Source organism: Terrabacter sp. 01T434 (assembly GCF_056398545.1).
Map to the genome: position 1 here is coordinate 217,737 of NZ_JBFTPP010000003.1, position 17,494 is coordinate 235,230.

Consider the following 17,494-nt stretch of genomic DNA (forward strand, 5'->3'; position numbering starts at 1 on the left):
CATCACTGCGAAAGGGCCAGCCATGACAGCGTCGTCGTTCACCTGCAGCCTCATCGAGACCTCCCGCCTCACCACCAACGTGTGGTCGAGCGGCCCGGACGACGGCGTGCCGATCCTGCTCGTGCACGGCAACCTCTCGACCGGCGGCTACTGGCGCTACGTCGCGGACGCCCTCGGTGAGCTGGCCGACGACGTCCGGGTCATCGCCCCCGACCTGCGCGGCTTCGGCCGCACCGAGGCGCTCCCCATCGACGCGACCCGGGGACTGGGCGACATGGTCGAGGACGTGCACGCCCTCCTGGAGACACTGGGACTCGCCGACGAGTGCCGCGTCATCGCCGCCGGCTGGTCGATGGGGGCGGGAGTCCTCGAGCAGCTCATGGTCGAGCACCCCGACGACCTCGCGGGCGTCGTCCTCGTGGCGCCCTTGTCGCCACACGGTTTCGGCGGAACCGTCGACGCCGCAGGCACGCCCGCGTTCGACGACGGCGCGAGCACCGGTGGTGGCGCCGCGAACGCGGACTTCGTGCGGCGCCTCGCCGAGAAGGACGCCGGCGAGCAGGACCCGCAGAGCAGCCCCCGCGTCGTCATGCGCACCTACTACGGTCCGGGCGCCAACGCCGAGAACGTGGACGAGGACTTCCTCGTCGACGAGCTGCTCCTGACCCGGACCGGCGCCGACTTCTACCCCGGGGATTCGACGCCTTCGGAGAACTGGCCCGGCCTCGCCCCCGGCACACGGGGCGTGCTCAACACGATGACGCCCACCCACTTCGACGCCACGGCGATCGTGGACCTGGAGCGCAAGCCGCCGGTCACCTGGGTCCACGGCTCCGCCGACCAGGTCGTCAGCGACACCTCGCTCTTCGACCTCGCGACCCTCGGCGCCCTGGGCGCGGTCCCGGGCTGGCCCGGGATGGACGTGCTCCCGTCCCAGCCGATGGTGGCCCAGATGCGGGCCGTCCTCAAGCGCTACGCCGCGGCCGGCGGCGCCACCCGGGAGGTGGCCCTGGAGGGGATCGGACACGGCATACCCCTGGAGGTGCCGGCCGTGCTCGCCCGCGAGATCGAGTCGCTGATCACCGACTGATCCCAGCGGACGGTCGTAGGGTGCGGGGCATGGACCTCGGACTGCACATCGCCAACTTCACGTGGAGCGGCGGCTCCGCCACCTTCGTCGACGACCTCCGGCGCAGCGCGAAGACCGCTGAGGACGTCGGCTTCACCAAGATCTCGGTCATGGACCACGTGTGGCAGATCGGGATGATCGGCCCGCCCGAGCACGAGATGCTCGAGGCCTACACCGCGCTCGGCTACCTCGCCGCTGTGACCGAGCGCGTCCAGCTGCTCGCCTGGGTCACGGCCGCCGTCTACCGCGAGCCGGGGCTGCTCGCCAAGGAGGTCACCACCCTCGACGTGCTCTCGAGGGGCCGGGCGATGCTCGGCATCGGCGCCGCCTGGAACGAGGAGGAGTCCGTCGGGCTCGGTCTGCCGTTCCCGGGCACGGCGGAGCGCTTCGAGCGTCTCGAGGAGACCCTGCAGATCTGCCTCCAGATGTGGAGCGACGACGACGGGCCGTATGCCGGCAAGCACTACCGGCTCGCCCGCACCCTCAACTCGCCGCAGTCGGTCCAACGACCGCACCCGCCGATCCTCATCGGCGGCGGTGGCGAGAAGAAGACGCTGCGCCTCGTGGCGCAGTACGCCCAGGCCTGCAACCTCTTCGACAGCCCCGACCTCGCGCACAAGCTCGAGGTGCTGCGTGGCCACTGCGAGACCCTCGGCCGCGACTACGACGACATCGAGAAGACCGTCATGGGTCCCATCGACCCCGGTCCGAACGGCGAGAACGTCGACGCCACCCTCGAGCACCTGCGGGATCTCGCCGCGCTCGGCGTGACGCACCTGCAGATGGGCGTGGGTGACGGCTCGAGGACCGACGTGCTCGAGCTCATCGGTGAGCGGATCATCCCCGAGGCCGCCAAGCTCTGAGCGAGCCACCGCCCGACGACCATTGGTCGACGACGGTCTGCACACCCGGCGTGTCGCCCCGCGTGTCGTCCGTCGAGCGCGACCAATGGTCGTCCGTCGGCGGGGAGCCTCAGCTGAGGATGTCGCTCCGGCGGAAGCGGCGGTAGGCGAGCATCGTGAAGGCGACCGCCCAGACGAGCGACCACAGCGCGCCGTGCACCATGTCGGTCCAGTCCGGCGAGACGGCGAGGGCGTCCTGCCAGGCCCGGGAGTAGTGCCCCGGGAAGGCGTTGCGGTAGGGGTCGAGCGCGTCGAGCTGGTCGAGGATGTTGAACAGGATGCTGACGAGCACGGCGCCCCCGACCGCCGCGAGGGGGGCGTCCGAACGCGTCCCGATCCAGAAGGCGATGGCCGCGATGGGCAGCAGCGTCACGAAGATGTAGCCCATCGCGAGGGCGAGGCGCGGCAGGAACTGGCCCCACGAGAGGTTCTCCCCGAGCGGGTTGGTCAGCGGGTCCCAGCCGTAGGCGATGCCGCCGACGAGCAGGCCCCAGGCGGGCAGGAGGACCGTCGCCAGCAGGGTCGAGGCGATGCCGATGGCGAGCTTGCTCGTGAGCAGCCGGGCCCGCTGGACGGGCGCGACGAGGAGGTAGCGCAGCGATGACCACGACGCCTCGGACGGCACCGCGTCGCCGCAGAAGAGCGCGGCAAGGAGCACGAGGAGCAGCTCGGAGGCGAGGAAGACGAGCACGAGACTGAAGTTCGCCGCCCCGCTCTGCGCGAGGTCGAAGATCCGGGTCGACGAGCCGCCGCGGCTGTTGCTCGAGCGCTGCCCGAAGGCGAACGACCCGACGAGGACGAGGGGCAGGGCGAGGAGCAGCCCGAAGGCCCAGAGCGTGCGTCGCCTCCCCCACTGCCGGCCCAGCTCGGCCCGCCACGAGAGGGGGTCACGCACCTGGCGGATCTCGCTGCTCGCGTCGGCAGACGTCGGCTCGATGACCTCGAGCAGCGCCTCACCGGGGGCGTCACGGGTGTCGCTCATCGCGCCCTCACCTGTCTCAGTCGCTCGACGAGGGACGAGCCCTCGTCTCCGGGCTCGGCCGGCGCGCCGGGGGCGGAGGCCGAGGAGATGACCCCGAGGAAGACCTCCTCGAGGTGACGGCGGCTGCTGACGCCGACCACGGGCAGCCCCGCCGTGACCGCCGCCGCGACGACCTCGGCCCGGCCCCGGTCGGCCACGACGACGACCCGCGTCGGGGTGTCGACGCGCACCTCGGTGATGCCGTCGGTGGCCTCCAGGGCGTGCACTCCGGCCCTGATGACGTCGTGGTCGACGTGCTCGGGCAGGTCGACGATGGTGGTGTCCTCGCTGTCGACGAGCTCGGCGACCGGGCCCTGCGTGACGACCCGGCCGGCGTGCATGACGACGACGTGGGTGCAGGTCATCTCGACCTCCGCGAGCAGGTGGCTCGACACGACGACGGTGCGCCCGGTCTCGGCGTAGCGGCGCAGGATCGGGCGCATGGCGGCGATCTGTGGCGGGTCGAGGCCGTTGGTCGGCTCGTCGAGGATGAGCAGCTCGGGCAGCCCCAGCATGGCCTGCGCGATCCCGAGGCGCTGCCGCATGCCCTGGCTGTAGGACTTTACCGGTCGGTCGACGGCCCCGCCGAGGGCTGCGACGTCGAGGGCCTCGTCGAAGTGGGCGTCCTCGGGCGCCCGCCCCGTGGCGGACCAGTAGGCCTCGAGGTTCTGGCGCCCCGTGAGGTGCGGCAGGAAGCCGGGACCTTCGATGAGGGCACCGACCCGGCCCAGCACGCGCGAACCGGCCGAGACCGGCTCGCCGAGCACGTGGACGCTCCCGGCGTCGGCGGAGATGAGGCCCATGACCATCCGCATCGTCGTCGTCTTGCCGGCGCCGTTGGGCCCGAGGAGCCCGACGACCTGCCCCTTCTCCGCGCGCCACGTCACGTCGTCGACGGCGCGGTGCCCGTCGGCATACGTCTTGACCAGCCCCTCGACGACGAGCGGGATGTCGGCGAGGTCGGGGCGAGCCGGCAGGTGCAGGCGGCGACGACGGCGGACGAACCACCCGAGGACCGCGGCGAGGAGCAGCAGGACGAGCGCTGACAGCGCGAGGAGCGTCTCGGTGTCGACGCCGCCGGCAACGCCCCCGCCGACCGCGGCACCGGCTGCGACGGGAAGCGTCAGCGCCGAGGCGCCGGAGATCCGGATGGAGCTCGGGGTGCGCGAGTTGGAGTAGGTCGACTCGGTGCTGGTCAGCAGCACGCGCCAGCGGGTGCCGGCAGGCAGGTCGTAGGTCGCCCCCGGGAGCGAGATCGTCACGGGCGTCGGGCGGCCCGGCGTGACGGCGAGCCGCACCGGGGCCACGAGGGGGTTCGTCAGCGTCACCGAGCCTCCGGTGACGCGCCACACCGAGGCGAAGAGTGTGACGTCGGGCGCGTCCGAGGTGACGGTGAGACGCATCGTGGGCGACCCGACGACCGTGGTGGCCTCGGCGATCGGCTCGGTGTCGAGAGCCGTCGACTGACCCGGCAGCGCCGCGATCTGGTAGGTCGAGAGGCTCACCCCGAGCGCCGCGAGACCGGGCACGGCGATGAGCGAGGCCGGCTGTCCGCCGGGCGGGTGCAGCAGCGAGCCGGACGCCGTCGCGAGCGGCAGCTCGCGGGTCCGGAGCGGCGCGCCTGACAGGCCGGGGTATGCCGTGAGGGTGTGGAGCGTCGTCGGCTGACCGGCGCGACTGGCCGGGATGCCGTAGGTGAAGGCCGCTGTGGGAAGGGCGGATTCGCTCCGGCTGGCAGACGCCTTGTCGCGGACGTAGTGGTCGAGCCAGGTGTATGACGCCTCGAGCTCCTCGCTCTCGTGCGTGCTGGCGGCGTCGTGCCCCCCGTCGCTCCAGCGCACGGCATACGGCGTGCCGGCGGCAGCGAGGGCCGAAGCGGTGGCGTCGGCCTGGTCGAGACCGAAGAGCGAGTCTCCGACGCCCTGGACCAGGAACGTGGGTGCGGTGACGGCGTTCATCGTCGGCTTCGGGCTGTGCGCCCGCAGCAGGGCCGTCAGCTGCGTCGAGGCGGCGCCCGTCTCGGAGGCCTGGACGAAGAGGCGACAGATGGTCGGGTCGAAGCGGCCGCAACGGGCGCCGGCGACGGCGCTCTGGCCGCTGCTGCCACGGAGAGCCGAGAGGAAGAAGTTCGTCGCCCAGACCTGCTTGAACGGTCCTGCGACGTCGACCGGGGCACGACCGGCCGCCGTGGTGGCGGGGGTCGTGACGGCGGCCTGGGGGAAGAAGGAGTCAGCGAGGTCGTTCCACGTGATGGCCGAGACGACCCCGTCGACGCGGCGGTCCGCGCCCGCCAGCATGAGCCCGAGCGCCCCGCCGTACGACGCGCCCATGACACCGGCGCGGGGGTCTCCCGGGGCGTCGAGCTCGACGTCGGAACGCTTGGCCGCCAGGTCGAGCAGCGTTCTCGCGTCAGCGATCTCGTAGGCCGGGTCGTTGAGGTGGATGCGGCCACCGGACTGGCCGTGGCCGCGCGCGCTCCACGTGATGACGACGTAGCCACGGGCGCGTAGGTCGTCGGCCTCGCTCGTCACGGAGTCCTTGGTGCCGCCGAAGCCGTGCGCGAGCAGGACGACCGGGTGCCGGCCGCTCGACTGGGGCCACACCGACACGTCGAGCCGCACCGGCGTGCCGTCGGGCTCGGCGCGCACCGGGACGGTCGTGACCTCCGGCGACACAGGGTCGGCAGCCGGCGCCGAGGCCGGAAGTGGTGCCGGAGCCGCGATCGCTGCCGGACTGGGCGCGATGGCCAGACCCGCCCCGATGGCGAGCGCGGCGACGAGGGAGGCCCGGACCGACATGGGCACATCACATCACGCGCCACTCGTTGAACGGTCATCGAGCGTCCAACGTTGGCACCGCGGCTCAGTCGCGCGAGAGCCTCTGCTCGAGGACGTATGCCACGACGATGCAGACCACGAGGACGATGCCCGGAGGGAGGAATCGGGCGGCCCCCTCGAGCTTGAGCCACTCGTACGGTGCGACGGTGAACTCGAAGAGCGAGAGGTCGAGCAGGTAGCGCACGATCGGCAGCACACCGAAGAGGAGGCCGATGCCGCCGACGACGTTGATGACGAAGCGCGTGCGGACTCCGGTGTCGTCCGGCTGCTGGGGCTGCGACACGGTCACTCCTGTCCGTCGATGAGGTGCTGCTGACCGGTCGGCGGGGCCGTCTCGCTCAGGCCCCCAACCTACGGGTCGGACGACGGGAGCTCCGCCAGACCCGTGTTAGATACGACCATGGCCACCACTTCTCTCGGAGACACCCCCGTCCACACCATCGGCGAGCTGCCGGCCGTGGGCTCCCCCGCCCCGACGTACACGCTGACCGGCACGAACCTGCGAGACGACGTCACACCGCCGCAGGGCAAGCGCGTGGTCCTCAACATATTCCCGAGCGTCGACACCGGCGTCTGCGCTGCGAGCGTCCGCCGCTTCAACGAGATCGCCGCCGGCCTCGAGAACGCCGCGGTCGTCTGCGTCTCGGCCGACCTGCCCTTCGCCCTGAACCGGTTCTGCGGGGCAGAGGGCATCGACAACGTCGTCGCCGCGTCATCGTTCCGGTCGGGCTTCGGTGTCGACTACGGGGTGCGGATGGAGAACGGCGGCTTCGCCGGGCTGCTCGCCCGCGCCGTCGTCGTCATCGACGCCGACGGCACCGTGGTGCACACCGAGCTCGTCCCGGCCATCGGCCAGGAGCCCGACTACGACGCCGCGATCGCCGCGCTGGGCTGACCGCCATCCCCACCCGTGGTGGCGGGAGCGCCGCCGCCACGGGTGAAGCCGCGGACACCCCGGACGAGGAGCGGCCAGCATCCGGCCAGCAGCATCCACGCGGCGATGCCGGTCATGAGATCGGTCGTCGCGAAGCGCGCACTCAACGGGCCCGACAGGACGTTGCCGACCGGCAGCGCGACGAACGAGATGAGCACGTCCCACGACACGACGCGCGCGAGCCGGTCGTGCGGCACGCCCTGCTGGATGGCCGTCTGCCAGCCGACGTCGAAATAGAGCAGTCCGGCCTGGGCGACCACGGCCGAGCCCATGACAGCCACGAGGCCACCGGGCCACGCGAACGCGAGCGGGTAGAGGGCGAACAGGCCCAGGGCCGCGAACGCCCAGAGCAGCATGCGGCGCGGTTGCAGCCGTAGGGCGACGACCCCTCCCAGGAGGCCGCCGACGCCGAGGGCCGCTGTGATGAGACCGAGGGCGTGCGCGCCGCCGAGGTCGCGGACTGCAGTCACCTCGACGAGGACGATGAAGATGCCGGTGGCGACGTGGAACATCGCCGCAGACACGAGACTGGTCCACAGCCAGTCGCGGGCCCGGATCTCGGCCAAGCCCTCGCGGACCTCCGTGAGCATCCCGGCTCGTGGGGCGAGGCGCTCGGCGCGGGCCCGGAGCCCGGCGACGCAGACTGCCGACCACGCGAAGGTCAGCGCGTTCACGGCGAACCCCGGAACGGGCCCGAGCTGGGCGACGACGAGACCGGCGATGACGGGTCCGGCGACCTGGGCGCTCGACTGGAGGAAGCTGATCGCACCGTTGGCGGTCTGCAGCCCCTCGACCGGAACGATGAGCGGCCGAAGGGAGACGAACGCCGGGTAGAAGAACGCGCCCGCCCCCGACATCACGGCGGCGAGCGCGGCGAGGAGCGCGACGGGCGGGCTGCCGAACGCGGCGAAGGCGACCGCCAGGCCGCCGACGGAGGCCGCCCTCGTGAGGTCTGCGATGACCATGATGCGGTGCGGCGTAACACGGTCGGCCCAGACACCGCCGACACTAGTTAGACATCTGACTATCTGTCAACGAATAGTCAAAGCGCTGCACCATTGGCCGCGACCCTCTGCGACACTGGCGCCATGGCGAGAGCACGGCAGGACTCGGTCGACCGGCACGTGGCGCGTTGGAGCGGTCTCCTCGAGAACATGGACGCCGAGGTCGAGGGCGCGGTCACGCGCATGCAGGCGATCACCAAGCGGCTGCGGGCCGACGACCACGCCAGCTATGCGGACACCGACGACACCATCGAGGACTATCACACCCTCCACGCACTGATGAGCCAGCCGTTCCCCGAGGAGGCGACCCCGGCACAGCTCGCCGACTCGTGCGGCGTCACGCGAGCCGCGATGACCTCCCGCCTCGACCGACTCGTCCAGCGCGGACACGCGACTCGCGAGGTCGACCCGATCGACCGACGCCGCATCCTCGTTCGCCCGACGCCGTCCGGACGAAGCCTGTGGGAGAAGGGAATCGAGGCCGGCATGGCCCGCGAGAAGGCTGCCTTCGCCGGCCTGACGGCCAAGGAGCTGGTTGCGCTCAACGCCCTGCTGCGCAAGATCGTGCTGCACCTCGAGGGCGAGGCGTGATCGCCCGGCTCGGGCTTCAGCCGGTCTGCACCTGAACCTCGGTCAGCCCGACGTTGTGGGTCGTGGGACTGACCCCGGTGATGTCGAACCGGACGCTCGTCACCGTCCGCGCCGGGAAGCTCACGATCCACTGCGCCCCGTTGTTCGGAAGCGCACCGACGGTGACGCTGCTGCCGTCGCTGAACCGCAGGACCCCTGACGTGACCTGGTCGTCGGCGTTCGGGCGGTCATAGAGCACGACCTGGCTCACGGTCACCGGCACGGCCCACTCGAGGTTCACCCAGCTGCCGCTCCGACCCCCGAGCGTGGCCCATTCCCGGCTGCTGGCAGTGGGATAGCCGAGTGCATAACCGTCGACGACGTTCTGGGCCGCCTGGCCCGTGGGGGTGTTCTGGGAGGAGGCCGTCACGCTTGCGAGCGGCGCGACGTTGGTGGTGAAGGCCTGGAGCTCGGCGAGTCCCACGTTCGACGTGGTCGGACTCACGGAGTCGACGCGGAAGCGCAGGCTCGTCACCCGGCGCGGCGTGAAGCTGACGACGAACGCACTGCCGTCGTCGGGCAGCGCGCCCACAGGGACGCTGCTGCCGTCGCTGAACAACAACGTCCCCGCTGTCACCCGGTCGCTCAGGTTGGGCCTGTCGTAGAGCACGACCTTTTCCAGAGTGTGGGGGCCGGGCCAGGTGACCTGCAGCCAGCTGCCGGCGCGGCCACCCACGGTCGCCCACTCGTTGGGGTGCGCGACGGGGTAGCCGGCGACGACGCCGTCCACCGCCTTGGCCGCGGTCTGGCCCGTGGCCGCATTCTGCGACGACGCCGTGATCGAGCCGACCCGAGCCGCGTTCTGCACGCCGCCGAACTCGCTACCGACGGCATACTGCCGGCTGAACCACGGCGCGCTGCCACTTGCCAGACAGTCCGATGCCGTCTGGCAGACGTTCTCGTCGTGCGGTGCGTAGGCGAGGAAGGTCGCGAGCTTCTCATCGGCCTGCGCCTGCGTCAGGTTGGCCGGCAGGCTGCTGACGCCGTAGCCCCGATAGCCCGTCAGCTGGTGCCGGTAGCCGTACTGGTACTGCGCCGCGCGCACGAAGTAGGCCGTGGAGTGGTGGTCGCTGTGGTCGCCGTCGCCGTACTGGCCCACGTAGTCGTGGGTGCGGATCAGGACCGGCCGGAACATCTTCATGAGCGTCAGAAGGCTGGAGACCAGTCCATCACGCGAGTAGGTGGCACTCCCGTCCAACGCAGTGATGGTGGGGATCGAGGACTGCCAGAGCCGCTGGAGGCTCTGCCCCTGGTTCACCGCGAAGCCAGAGCCATCATCTCCGTCCGGGAGGCGGAGGAACACCAGTGCGACCGACGGTCGGCCCGCCAGGGTGTCCTGGACCACCGCCTGGCCGTTGACCTGGATGCTCTCGGGGGTCCAGGCGTCGGCAGCGTCGGCCATGTGGGCCACGGCCGCGCGCGCCCCCTCCTCACGCCCCTGCCAGTACGCGGCGCCCAGCCCGTCGTCCCCTGCCGTGACGAACACCGTGACGGTGCAGCGCCCGGCCGCGACGTCGTTCTGGACGTCGGGACCCAGGAACAGCTGGTCGTCGTCCTCGTGAGCCGCAACGTTCATGACGACGTTGTTGCCGCACGTCACATCTGCCCGGGCGACCGGCGCCTGGTAGATCGACGCGCCGATGAGCATTCCCGTCATCACGACCGAGACCCGCCCCCAGGCCCACCGCATCTGCCTCCGACGCCCGACATGCCCCCATAAAATGGTCAAGAGCCCCCCTTAGACCCATAAATGCTTTCCCCAAATTGAGTAAAGCATTGGTAAAGAAGGGGTGGACCAGAATGCGCAAATCGGCGCAGGCGTCAGGGGGTCGCCCCGCGCGGCGCGGGGGACGGCGGGGATCGGGCGTCAGTCAGAGAGTGTCGTCGTCGACCCAGTCCAAGGTGCGCTGCACCGCCTTCTTCCACGAGCGGAAGAGTCGCTCGCGCTCGTGGACGTCGAGCTGCGGCGACCAGCGACGGGCCTCGCCCCAGTTCGCCCGGATCTCGTCGGTGCTCTCCCAGTAGCCGACAGCCAGCCCGGCGGCATATGCGGCGCCGAGCGCGGTGGTCTCGGCCACGACCGGACGCACGACGTCGACCCCGAGCAGGTCGGCCTGGAACTGCATGAGGGTCTCGTTGACGACCATGCCACCATCGACCCTCAGCTCGGTGAGCGGTACACCCGAGTCGGCGTTCATCGCCTCGAGCACCTCACGGGTCTGGAAAGCCGTGGCCTCCAAGGCTGCTCGCGCGATGTGCCCCTTGTTGACGTAGCGCGTGAGACCGACGAGCGCCCCACGCGCGTCGGGGCGCCAGTGCGGCGCGAAGAGCCCGGAGAAGGCCGGCACGAAGTAGGCGCCGCCGTTGTCCTCGACCGAGGCCGCCAGCGTCTCCACCTCCTTCGCGTCCTTGATGAGCCCGAGGTTGTCGCGCAGCCACTGCACGAGCGAGCCGGTGACGGCAATCGAACCCTCGAGCGCATACACGGGTCGTGCATCCCCGAGCTGGTAGCAGACCGTCGTGAGCAGACCGTGCGTCGAGGCGACGATCTCCTCGCCGGTGTTGAGCAGCATGAAGTTGCCCGTGCCGTAGGTGTTCTTGGCCGTGCCGACATCGAGGCACGCCTGCCCGAAGGTCGCCGCCTGCTGGTCGCCGAGGATGCCGGCCACCGGGACGTCGATGAGGATGCCGGGCTTGCACGTGCCGTAGACCTCGGACGACGAGCGGATCTCGGGCAGCATCGCGAGCGGGACACCGATCGCCTCTGCGGCCGCGGCGTCCCAGTCGAGGGTGCGCAGGTCCATCAGCAGCGTGCGCGAGGCGTTCGTGACGTCGGTGACGTGGATGCCGCCGTCGCCCGCGCCTCCGGTGAGGTTCCACAGCAGCCACGAGTCGATGGTGCCGAAGAGCAGCTCTCCGGCCTCGGCGCGCTCGCGGGCGCCCTCGACGTGGTCGAGGATCCAGCGCGCCTTGGGTCCGGCGAAGTATGTCGCGAGCGGCAGCCCGGTCACGTCCTTGAAGCGTTCGACACCGCCGTCGCGAGCGAGCTCGTCGCAGATCGCCTGGGTGCGGGTGTCCTGCCAGACGATGGCGTTGTGGATCGGCTTGCCCGTCGCGCGGTCCCACACGACAGTCGTCTCGCGCTGGTTCGTGATGCCGACCGCAGCGATGTGGGTGGCGTTGAGGTTGGCCTTGCCGAGCGCCCCACCGACGACGGCCCGGGTGTTCTGCCAGATCTCCATGGGGTCGTGCTCGACCCAGCCCGCACGCGGGAAGATCTGCCGGTGCTCCTGCTGGTCGACGGCGACGACGCGCCCCCTGCGGTCGAACACCATGGCCCGCGTGCTCGTGGTCCCCTGGTCGATCGACACGACATGGCTGCGCTGCTCCGTCGGCATGACCAGACCGTACCGTCGCGGTGAGTGGGCGTCACGGGTCGCGCCGTGGGTCGCCACCGGTTGCCCAGCGGGCTCGTCCACCCGCGGTACTACGGCATACGGCATACGGACGCGGATCGATAGAGTGGGCACCTCGACAGCGACGTGAAGGGAAACCGATGACGAGCCCAGTGCGGCTGGACACGGAGTACCGGGCGCAGGCGTGGAAGCGTCTCGCCACCAAGCACTTCGACGTGCTGGTCATCGGGGGCGGGGTGACGGGCGGCGGGGTCGCCCTCGATGCCGCGACGCGTGGCCTCTCGACGGCCCTCGTCGAGCAGCGCGACTTCGCCTCGGGCACCTCGTCGCGGTCCTCGAAGCTGTTCCACGGTGGGCTGCGCTACCTCGAGCAGATGAACTTCGACCTGGTGCGCGAGGCGCTCAAGGAGCGTGAGCTCATGCTCAGCCGCATCGCCCCGCACCTCGTCAAGCCCGTCGCGTTCCTCTACCCACTGACCAACCGGGGCTGGGAGCGGCCCTACGTCACGGCCGGCCTGACGCTCTACGACTCCATGGGCGGCGCCCGTTCCGTCCCGCGCCACAAGCAGCTAACCCGCACCGGCGCCCTCAAGCTCGCGCCGGCTCTCAAGCGCGAGGCCCTCACCGGAGGCCTGCTCTACTACGACGCCCAGGCGGACGACGCACGCCACACGCTGACGACGGTCCGCACCGCGGCGGCATACGGCGCCACGGTCGTCGCCTCGGCACGCGTGGTCGAGCTGCTGCGCGCCGGCGAACGCGTCGTGGGCGCCCTGGTCGAGGACGTCGAGACCGGCGAGCGCACCGAGGTCCGGGCGTCCGTGGTCATCAACTGCACGGGGGTGTGGACCGACGACATCCAGACGATGGCCGGCGGCCGGGGCCGCTTCCTCGTCCGCGCCTCCAAGGGGGTGCACATCGTCGTGGCCCGCGACCGGATCAACTCCGAGACCGGGCTCATCCTGCGCACCGAGAAGTCCGTGCTCTTCGTCATCCCGTGGGGCACGCACTGGATCGTCGGCACGACGGACACCGACTGGGAGCTCGACCTCGCCCACCCGGCGGCGACCCGCGCCGACATCGACTACATCCTCGAGCACATCAACGCCGTGCTCAAGGTGCCGCTGACCCACGACGACATCCAAGGTGTCTATGCCGGCCTCCGGCCCCTGCTGTCCGGCGAGAGCGAGGACACCAGCCAGCTCTCGCGCGAGCACGCGGTCGCCCGCCCCCAACCAGGGCTGATCTCCATCGCCGGCGGGAAGTACACGACCTACCGCGTCATGGCCGCCGACGCCGTCGACGCCGCGCGCGAGGACATCGGCGGCAACGTCTCCGACAGCGTCACCGAGTTCATCCCACTCTCGGGCGCCGAGGGCTACGTCGCCCTCGTCAACCAGATCGACCGGCTCGCCCGCCACCAGGACCTGCCGGTCTGGCGCATCACGCACCTGCTCGAACGCTACGGCTCGCTCGTCCACGAGCTCTTCGCCCTCGCCGAGGACGACCGCTCGCTCTACGAGCCGCTGCCCGGCGCCGAGGAGTACCTCAAGGTCGAGGCGTTGTATGCCGCGACGCACGAGGGAGCGCTGCACCTGGACGACGTGCTCGCCCGCCGCACCCGCATCTCCATCGAGACGCCGAGCCGGGGGGTGGAGAGCGCCCGCGCCGTCGCGGACATCATCGCGCCCGTGCTCGGCTGGGACGCGGAGCGGGTCGAGGCCGAGGTGGCGGGCTACACCGCCCGCGTCGAGGCCGAGCTCGAGTCGCAGAAGGAGCTGGCCGACTCCGAGGCCAACGCCGAGCGCCTCAGCGCCCCGGACGCGCGCCGCATCCCCGTCAGCCGGGCGCCCGAAGGCTCCTGAGCGCGGCCGCGCGGGCCAAAGGCTCGACAACGGGCTCACCGACGGTCGGCGTTCCTACACTGACGGGATGAGGACTCGACGCGGCGTGCCCGCGGTGGCTGCCGCGCTGGCGGCGTTCGCCCTGCTGGCCGCCGGGTGCGGCACCCCCAACCCGACGGCGCAGGCCCGGCTCGAGGGTCACGCGACCGGCCACCCGACGGCGAGCGCCGCCGAGCACGCCGCCACGGGGCTCGCCGCAACCGGGCACGCCGCCCCACGGCCCGTCGCACCGGCCGAGCCCGCAGCCCTTCGCGCAGGCGAGACGATGGTGACCGTGACGTCGCCGGTCCTCTACACGCCCAAGGCGCCGACGACCGGCACGGACGACTACCGCTGCTTCGTCCTCGACCCGAAGGTCGCCCACGACGCGTTCGTCACGGGCTTCGACATCGCGCCCGGACAACCAGCCGAGGTGCACCACGTCATCCTCTTCCGGGTGCCTCCGTCGGCGGCCCCGGCGGCCCGCGCCAAGGACGCCGAGAGCGGCGGCAACGGCTGGACCTGTTTCGGCGGCACCGGACTGGGCTCGCGCGGGGCCAGCCTCGACGACGCGCCGTGGGTGGGCGCCTGGGCGCCCGGCGGCCGCGAGAACGTCCTGCCCGCCGATGTCGGCATCCCGTTGCAACGCGGCTCGCTGCTCATCATGCAGGTGCACTACAACCTCCGGCACGGGGTCACACCCGACCGCACCTCGGTGAAGCTGCGCCTGTCGACGTCGACGAAGCTCAAGCCGCTCGAGACGATGCTCTATCCGGCACCGGTCGAGCTGCCCTGTCGCCCAGGCAAGTCCGGGCCGCTCTGCGACCGCTCCGCGGCCGTCGCCGACGTCACCGCACGCTTCGGGGCCATGTCGGGGCCGATCGTCAACGGCCTGCTCCTCGTGTGCAACGGCACGGTCATCCCGACCCCCGGCCCCACCCAGTCCTGCACCCGCCAGGTCGAGGAGCCCGCCACGATCCGCGCCGTGGCCGGTCACATGCACCTGCTCGGGTCGTCGCTGCGCATCGAGCTCAACCCCGGCACCCCGCGCGCCAAGACCCTTCTCGACATCAAGGTGTGGGACTTCGACAACCAGGGATCGATCCCGATACCGGCCACGGCGATCCGTCGCGGCGACTCGATCAAGGTGAGCTGCACGCACGACCAGGCTTGGCGCGACAAGCTGCCCGACCTGCAAGGACTGCCCGAGCGCTACGTCGTCTGGGGCGAGGGCACGACCGACGAGATGTGCCTCGGCCTGCTCAGCGTCACCCGTCCCTGACGCGTCGGCGACACGCTTCAGGCGTGCAGAATGGGGTCGTGAAGACTGACGTCCTCGTCGTCGGCGGTGCTGGCGTCGACACCATCGTGCGGGTCGAGACTCTGCCCGTCCCGCTCGCCGACTCGCACGTCGTCCCGCCGATCGGCACCTTCGTCGGCCACACGGGCAGCGGCGTCGCGCTCGGCTGTCACCGACTCGGCCTCACCACGCGGTTCGTCGACGTCATCGGCGATGACCACGAGGGTCGGATGCTGCTCGACCGTTTCGCAGCCGAGGGCTTGCACTTCGAGCACGTCGTCCACGAGAGCGGGACCCGCCGAGCGGTCAACCTCGTCGACGCGGCCGGTCGACGGATGTCCTTCTACGACCCGCGCCACCCCTACGACCTGTCCCCCGACCCGGCGCTCTGGCGGGGTCCGTTGGAGCACGCCCACCACGTGCACGCCTCGATCATGCCGTGGACGGTGGGAGCGCTCGAGGACGCCGCCGCTGCCGGGGTGACGAGCTCGACCGACCTGCACGACTGGGACGGGCACAACCCGCACCATCGGCCGTTCGCGTATGCCGCCGACCTCGTCTTCGTCTCGGGCTCCCGTCTCGACGGGATCGAGCACGACGTCGTCGCGGACGTGCTCGATCGCGGCCGGGCCCGGCTCGTCGTCGTCATGGACGGCGCGCGGGGCAGCCGGGTCACGGTGCGCGACGGCGGCTCGTTCGCGGTGCCGGCCGTCGACATCGACGGTCGGCCCGCCATCGACTCGAACGGCGCGGGCGACGCCTACGTCTCGGCGTTCCTGTACTCGTGGCTGGCGGGCGGCGACGCGCGAGCCGCGGCGCGGAGCGGGACGGTCGCGGGGGCGTGGGCGTGCGGGACAGCGGGCACGCACTCGAGCCTCATCGGCGGGGACGAGCTGGCCCGTGAGCTGGGCGCGCACTTCGGCGGCGGGTCACGCGGGGGGAGCATCTCCTGAGTGGTCCCCGGCGATGTTGACGAGCCAGCCGATGCCGAACCGGTCGTTGACCATGCCGAACTCGTCACCCCAAGCCTGCTTCTCGAGCGGCATGGTGACGGTGCCGCCCTCGGCGAGGCCGTCCCAGAAGCGGCGCAGCTCGTCGCCGTCGTCACCGCTCAGGCTCACCGTGATGCGCGAGCCCTCCTGGTAGGGCATCCCCTCAGGGGTGTCGGACGCCATGATGGTGTAGCCACTCGGGGTCTCGAGCTGCGCGTGCATGATCTTGTCGGCGGCGGGGCCGGCGTCACCGAACTCGCCGAAGGTCGACAAGACGAGCTCGCCGCCGAAGATCGTCTTGTAGAACTCCATCGCCTCTCGGGCGTTGTCCTTGAAACCGATGTAGGGGTTGAGGCGGGATGCCATGGACGTGCTCCTCTCGGCTGGTGCGGTATCCACCACCGTAGAACCGCCTGCCGACAGCCACAGCCCTTTCAGTACGAGCGTCGTGAGCGCGCGGCACCGCGGTTGGATCCCAGGGGAGCCTGCGAGCGACCGTCGTCGGTCGGCCCGAGTCCTCCCTGGCAGCCCGGGCAGTAGAACATCGTGCGCTCACGCGTGGGCTCGCCGATCATCGCCACCCGCAACGTGGTGCCGCACCGCCGGCACGGACGGCCGCTCCGGGCGTGGACGTAGTGCGCCTCGTCGAGGCGGTAGCTCCCCGTGCTCGACTGCACGGCATGGCGACGACCGTTGTCGATGAGGCGGTGGGCCCGCGCCACGACGCGCTCGACGGTCTCGCGGCCGAGCTCGTCGGCGGGCGTCCAGGGCGGCACGCGCTCGAGGAAGAGCGTCTCGGCGCACCACATGGTCCCCACACCGGCGAGGTTGCGCTGGTCGAGCAGGGCCTGGCCGATCGGGACGTGGCTGCCCGCGACGCGGTCGACGGCGCGGTCGAGGTCCCAGTCAGGGCCCAGGACGTCGGGGCCGAGGTGTCCCACGACGTCGGACTCGCGCGCCGTCGGCACGAGGTCGAGCATGCCGAGTCGCAGCCCGAGGGCCGTCCAGTCCGGCGCCGCGACGAGGGCCCGCAGCTGCGGGTTGCGCCGCCACCGGGTGGCGAGCCCCGGCGTCGCCTCGACGCGCCACTGGCCCTCCATGCGCAGGTGCGAGTGCAGGGTGAGTCCGCCCTCGATCCGGTGCAGCACGTGCTTGCCCCGGCTCACGACCTCGAGCGTCGTGCGACCGGTGAGGTCCACCGTCGAGATCTCGGGCCACCTCAGGTCGGACTCGACGATCTCGCGGCCCGCGAGCGCCTCGTTGAGGCGGGTGGCGGTGCGCCACACCGTGTCTCCCTCGGGCACGCCACCTCCTGGTCTCGGCTCCTCTGCGCGGGCGACGCTGCCCTGCTGTCTGCGCCCCTCCACCCTAGACAGCCCGGCAGCGCCGGCGCCCTGTGACCGCCGTCGGGGACTGTCGGCGAAGACCCTCGCCAGACGACCCTCG

The 17,494-nt window shown here is 71.3% G+C and carries 15 protein-coding genes; 7 read left to right on the forward strand and 8 right to left on the reverse strand.

The annotated features are described in order from the left end of the window. Positions 1 to 22 precede the first annotated feature (22 nt). Both AC1DIW_RS08435 and AC1DIW_RS08440 read left to right on the forward strand, forming a co-directional pair. Entirely contained in the window at positions 23 to 1,090 is a 1,068-nt protein-coding gene (locus tag AC1DIW_RS08435; RefSeq protein ID WP_478107368.1) for an alpha/beta fold hydrolase, read from the forward strand. Between the two features lie 29 nt (positions 1,091 to 1,119). Continuing rightward, positions 1,120 to 1,992 carry an LLM class F420-dependent oxidoreductase gene (locus tag AC1DIW_RS08440; RefSeq protein WP_478107370.1) on the forward strand — a complete coding sequence of 291 codons (873 nt, stop codon included), beginning with the start codon at positions 1,120 to 1,122 and terminating at the stop codon, positions 1,990 to 1,992. Positions 1,993 to 2,101: 109 nt separating this feature from the next. Here the strand turns inward: AC1DIW_RS08440 and AC1DIW_RS08445 are convergent, their stop codons facing one another. The 3 genes from AC1DIW_RS08445 to AC1DIW_RS08455 all read right to left on the reverse strand — a co-directional run bounded on the left by AC1DIW_RS08445 (position 2,102) and on the right by AC1DIW_RS08455 (position 6,172). Beyond that, on the reverse strand, positions 2,102 to 3,013 hold the full coding sequence (locus tag AC1DIW_RS08445) for an ABC transporter permease subunit (RefSeq protein ID WP_478107372.1): 912 nt from the start codon (positions 3,011 to 3,013) through the stop codon (positions 2,102 to 2,104). After that, a complete protein-coding gene (locus AC1DIW_RS08450) occupies positions 3,010 to 5,850 on the reverse strand; it encodes an alpha/beta fold hydrolase (protein ID WP_478107374.1) in 2,841 nt (946 codons plus the stop codon). Before AC1DIW_RS08450 ends, AC1DIW_RS08445 begins: the two co-directional genes overlap by 4 nt. A 64-nt stretch (positions 5,851 to 5,914) precedes the next feature. Continuing rightward, a complete protein-coding gene (locus AC1DIW_RS08455; protein WP_478107376.1) occupies positions 5,915 to 6,172 on the reverse strand; it encodes a hypothetical protein in 258 nt (85 codons plus the stop codon). A gap of 117 nt (positions 6,173 to 6,289) precedes the next feature. Between AC1DIW_RS08455 and tpx the strand changes: the two genes are divergently transcribed. Then, on the forward strand, positions 6,290 to 6,784 hold the full coding sequence (gene tpx / locus AC1DIW_RS08460; RefSeq protein WP_478107377.1) for a thiol peroxidase: 495 nt from the start codon (positions 6,290 to 6,292) through the stop codon (positions 6,782 to 6,784). On the opposite strand, the gene AC1DIW_RS08465 is transcribed toward tpx, so the two are convergent. Further along, a complete protein-coding gene (locus tag AC1DIW_RS08465) occupies positions 6,754 to 7,851 on the reverse strand; it encodes an MFS transporter (RefSeq protein ID WP_478107748.1) in 1,098 nt (365 codons plus the stop codon). The genes tpx and AC1DIW_RS08465 overlap by 31 nt on opposite strands. Positions 7,852 to 7,911: 60 nt before the next feature. On the opposite strand from AC1DIW_RS08465, the gene AC1DIW_RS08470 reads away from it, so the two are divergent. After that, positions 7,912 to 8,418, forward strand: coding sequence for a MarR family winged helix-turn-helix transcriptional regulator (locus AC1DIW_RS08470; protein WP_478107379.1), 507 nt, complete (start codon positions 7,912 to 7,914; stop codon positions 8,416 to 8,418). Positions 8,419 to 8,434: 16 nt separating this feature from the next. Here AC1DIW_RS08470 and AC1DIW_RS08475 read toward each other — a convergent pair whose 3' ends face one another. Both AC1DIW_RS08475 and glpK read right to left on the reverse strand, forming a co-directional pair. Further along, positions 8,435 to 10,114 (reverse strand): DUF7402 domain-containing protein, encoded by a 1,680-nt coding sequence (locus AC1DIW_RS08475; protein WP_478107750.1) that lies wholly within the window; start codon positions 10,112 to 10,114, stop codon positions 8,435 to 8,437. A 214-nt stretch (positions 10,115 to 10,328) separates the two neighbouring features. Continuing rightward, on the reverse strand, positions 10,329 to 11,855 hold the full coding sequence (glpK, locus tag AC1DIW_RS08480; protein ID WP_478107381.1) for a glycerol kinase GlpK: 1,527 nt from the start codon (positions 11,853 to 11,855) through the stop codon (positions 10,329 to 10,331). Positions 11,856 to 12,013: 158 nt separating this feature from the next. On the opposite strand from glpK, the gene AC1DIW_RS08485 reads away from it, so the two are divergent. From AC1DIW_RS08485 to AC1DIW_RS08495, 3 genes are all read left to right on the forward strand, one after another. Continuing rightward, positions 12,014 to 13,738, forward strand: a complete 1,725-nt coding sequence (locus tag AC1DIW_RS08485; RefSeq protein WP_478107383.1) for a glycerol-3-phosphate dehydrogenase/oxidase — start codon at positions 12,014 to 12,016, stop codon at positions 13,736 to 13,738. A 67-nt stretch (positions 13,739 to 13,805) separates the two neighbouring features. Beyond that, positions 13,806 to 15,038 carry a hypothetical protein gene (locus AC1DIW_RS08490; RefSeq protein ID WP_478107385.1) on the forward strand — a complete coding sequence of 411 codons (1,233 nt, stop codon included), beginning with the start codon at positions 13,806 to 13,808 and terminating at the stop codon, positions 15,036 to 15,038. Between the two features lie 38 nt (positions 15,039 to 15,076). Further along, positions 15,077 to 16,009: a carbohydrate kinase family protein gene (locus AC1DIW_RS08495; protein ID WP_478107387.1), complete on the forward strand. Its 933-nt coding sequence runs from the start codon at positions 15,077 to 15,079 to the stop codon at positions 16,007 to 16,009. Here AC1DIW_RS08495 and AC1DIW_RS08500 read toward each other — a convergent pair. Then, a complete protein-coding gene (locus AC1DIW_RS08500) occupies positions 15,986 to 16,414 on the reverse strand; it encodes a VOC family protein (protein WP_478107389.1) in 429 nt (142 codons plus the stop codon). The genes AC1DIW_RS08495 and AC1DIW_RS08500 overlap by 24 nt on opposite strands. Before the next feature lie 68 nt (positions 16,415 to 16,482). Then, positions 16,483 to 17,352 (reverse strand): Fpg/Nei family DNA glycosylase, encoded by an 870-nt coding sequence (locus AC1DIW_RS08505; protein ID WP_442277496.1) that lies wholly within the window; start codon positions 17,350 to 17,352, stop codon positions 16,483 to 16,485. Between the last annotated feature and the right edge of the window lie 142 nt (positions 17,353 to 17,494).

Bases quoted from the DNA above. Each gene is read 5' to 3' on its own strand.
- AC1DIW_RS08435 (WP_478107368.1), top strand. From the start codon at position 23: ATGACAGCGTCGTCGTTCACCTGCAGCCTCATCGAGACCTCCCGCCTC.
- tpx (WP_478107377.1), top strand. From the start codon at position 6,290: ATGGCCACCACTTCTCTCGGAGACACCCCCGTCCACACCATCGGCGAG.
- AC1DIW_RS08490 (WP_478107385.1), top strand. From the start codon at position 13,806: ATGAGGACTCGACGCGGCGTGCCCGCGGTGGCTGCCGCGCTGGCGGCG.
- AC1DIW_RS08470 (WP_478107379.1), top strand. From the start codon at position 7,912: ATGGCGAGAGCACGGCAGGACTCGGTCGACCGGCACGTGGCGCGTTGG.
- glpK (WP_478107381.1), bottom strand. From the start codon at position 11,855: ATGCCGACGGAGCAGCGCAGCCATGTCGTGTCGATCGACCAGGGGACC.
- AC1DIW_RS08500 (WP_478107389.1), bottom strand. From the start codon at position 16,414: ATGGCATCCCGCCTCAACCCCTACATCGGTTTCAAGGACAACGCCCGA.
- AC1DIW_RS08440 (WP_478107370.1), top strand. From the start codon at position 1,120: ATGGACCTCGGACTGCACATCGCCAACTTCACGTGGAGCGGCGGCTCC.
- AC1DIW_RS08450 (WP_478107374.1), bottom strand. From the start codon at position 5,850: ATGTCGGTCCGGGCCTCCCTCGTCGCCGCGCTCGCCATCGGGGCGGGT.
- AC1DIW_RS08445 (WP_478107372.1), bottom strand. From the start codon at position 3,013: ATGAGCGACACCCGTGACGCCCCCGGTGAGGCGCTGCTCGAGGTCATC.
- AC1DIW_RS08485 (WP_478107383.1), top strand. From the start codon at position 12,014: ATGACGAGCCCAGTGCGGCTGGACACGGAGTACCGGGCGCAGGCGTGG.
- AC1DIW_RS08475 (WP_478107750.1), bottom strand. From the start codon at position 10,114: ATGACGGGAATGCTCATCGGCGCGTCGATCTACCAGGCGCCGGTCGCC.